Source organism: Streptomyces sp. GbtcB7, assembly GCF_019091445.1.
Classification (GTDB): Bacteria; Actinomycetota; Actinomycetes; order Streptomycetales; family Streptomycetaceae; genus Streptomyces; species Streptomyces mirabilis.
The window spans coordinates 1-2,539 of record NZ_JAGXJM010000110.1; the positions used below are offsets into that span (position 1 = coordinate 1).

Here is a 2,539-nt window from a genome sequence, read left to right on the forward strand (position 1 = left end):
GCCAGTTGGCGGTAGGTCAGGCCCGGGCGCCAGGAGGGCAGGTGGACCTCGTACACGGACAGCGGTGCCTCGTGCACGGGACGGGCGCCCCGCCCCGCCATCCACTCCTCGTCCGTCCACACGTGGGACGACTCCGTGACGATCGAGGCGGTCGCCGGAGGCACTTCGGTGCGGCGGGCCATCGGGTCGGCGCGCATCGTGTGCGTACCGTCGGGCCGGGTGATGTCGAACTTGTACGGCGTTCCCTCGCCGATGCCGGGCATGAACAGCTCCCAGACGCCCGAGGAACCGAGCGACCGCATGGGGTAGGCGGTGCCGTCCCAGTGGCAGAAGTCCCCGCAGACCCTGACCCCCTGGGCGTTGGGTGCCCAGACCGTGAAGCGGGTGCCGGTCACGCCCTGGTGGGTCAGGGGATGAGCCCCGAGCGCCCGCCACAGCTCCTCGTGGCGTCCCTCGCCTATCAGATGCAGATCGACCTCGCCCAGCGCCGGCAGGAAGCGATACGGGTCGTGCACCTCGTACGCGTGGCCCGCGTACGTCACCGACAGCACGTATTCGGGGATCGTGTCGAGCGGCAGGACGCCCGAGAAGAGGCCGTCACCGACCCCCCGTAGCTCCGTGCGGCGGCCGTCCACCACCACCGCGACGGCCTCGGCATACGGTCGCAGCACGCGGAACACGACACCCCCCGGTACCGGGTGTGCGCCGAGCAGCGCGTGTGGATCGTGGTGGGCGCCCGACAACAGGCGCGCGCGGTCCGTCGCGTCCAGCGCGGCTACCGGCCTGGTGCCAACGGCGGTGGTGGGAACTGCCACGGCTTCAGCCTCCTCGGGGAAAGCGGTGGGGCGGATGGATCCTGGGCTCCGGGTCGTCGTCAAAGGCGTTCAGCAGGACGTTCGACGCGGTGTTCGGCGTGATGCTCGACGCGATGGTCGGCTGGACGTCGGGCAGGACGCTCGGTGGGGTGTTCGCCACGCGGTTCCTCCGCGCCTTCGGCGAGGCGACCGACCGCCGCCATCGGGACCGGCAGCCAGTCGGGCCGGTGCCTCGCCTCGTACAGCACCTCGTACACGGCCCTGTCGGTCTCGTACGCGCGCAGCAGCTCGGGCTCCTCGCGCGGGTCCCACGCGGCCGCGGCGGCGTACCCCGCGCAGAAGGCCTCCCGGCAGCGCTGCGCCCACTCGGGGCGCCACGGCCGGCGGGAGCGCGCTGCGTAGTCGAAGGAGCGCAGCATGCCCGCGACATCGCGTACGGGGGACTGGAGGCGTCGGCGCTCGGTGAGCGGACGGGCCGGCTCGCCCTCGAAGTCGATGACGGACCACTGCCGCCCGGCTCGCAGCACCTGCCCCAGGTGGAGGTCGCCGTGAATCCGCTGCGCCGGCCGAATCGCCGCGTCGAGTGCCGCGAGCGCGTCGAAGGCGGAGCGCAGCCCCGCCGCGTACGGCCGGAGTTCGGGCACGGAGCGGGCCGTGGTGTCGAGCCGTTCACTCATCGAGGCCGCGAGTTGCCGGTGCTGCAACGGACTGGGCGCTCGTACGGGGAACGCCGCCGCCAGCGCCACATGTATCTCGGCGGTGGCCCGACCGAGTTCATATGCCTCTTCGGTGAACTCCCCGCCCAAGGTGAGTGATTGGAGTGCCAGGGTCCAGCCGTCGGAGGCGTCGCGCAGGAACGGCTGGAGCACCCCGAGTGTCGCCTCCCGCGGCTGCGAGGTGCCGAACCACGCCGCGGGGGCGGGTACGCGGGTGCAGCCCTGCCGGGCCAGCGCCCAGGGCACCTCCAGGTCGGGGTTGATGCCCGGCTGGACGCGGCGGAAGACCTTCAGGATGAAGGAGTTCCCGTACACGAGGGAGGAGTTCGACTGCTCGGTGTCGAGGAGCCGGGGGGCGAGACCGCAGGGGACCGTCACCTGGGGATCCCGCTCGAAGAGCAGCGGTCCCGCGGCCCCGGGCGTGCGCAGTCGTTCCAGGAGCAGACCCGCCGCGTCGGGATCGTGGAAGGCGTCGTACACGCTGAGGTCGGCCAGGGGGCCTGCGCTCGGACGGCCTATGAAGGCGGGGGCGAGCCGGGGTGGCAGGACCTCGCGTGCGCCGAGCAGGAGCTGATAGCAGTCGTCGGGCGGGGGAGTGCCGGGACCTTCGGGGTCGGAGCCGCCGAGGTGTTCGGTGCGTATCAGGAGATGCAGGCAGCCCGGGTACAGCTCGGTCGACGACACCACGCTCAGACCGGTGACGGGGTGGCCCTTGCCGGCGAACCAGCGCTGCCGCGGCAGCCATTGCCGCAGCAGTTCGGCGAGCGAGGTGAGCAGGGCGGCGGGGGCATGGCTGCCCGGACGGTGCAACGCGGTCTTCGGCATGGCGACACGTCCTTTCAGAGGCAAGCGATCTTCGATGGGCACACGATCACGTGCGATCACGTGCGGTCAGGATCGCCTGGCGGTGCCGGGGGTGATCGCGCGTCGCAGCCGGAACCAGTAGAAGCCGTGGCCCGCGAGGGTGAGCAAGTACGGCAGCTCTCCGATGGCCGGGAATCGCACCCC

Annotated in this window: 1 protein-coding gene and 2 pseudogenes; all 3 read right to left on the bottom strand. The window is 71.9% G+C overall.

Translation table 11 applies throughout. The annotated features are described in order from the left end of the window. A pseudogene (locus tag KVT44_RS55375) lies at positions 1 to 815 on the bottom strand (1,4-alpha-glucan branching enzyme); the annotation flags it as partial. A 59-nt stretch (positions 816 to 874) separates the two neighbouring features. Continuing rightward, positions 875 to 2,356 (bottom strand): phosphotransferase, encoded by a 1,482-nt coding sequence (locus tag KVT44_RS55380; protein WP_217576815.1) that lies wholly within the window; start codon positions 2,354 to 2,356, stop codon positions 875 to 877. A 66-nt stretch (positions 2,357 to 2,422) separates the two neighbouring features. Then, positions 2,423 to 2,539: pseudogene (locus KVT44_RS59710) on the bottom strand (alpha-glucosidase C-terminal domain-containing protein); the annotation flags it as partial.

What these genes read in the sequence shown, in the direction of transcription:
- KVT44_RS55380 (WP_217576815.1), bottom strand. Translation starts at nt 2,356, where the DNA reads ATGCCGAAGACCGCGTTGCACCGTCCGGGCAGCCATGCCCCCGCCGCC.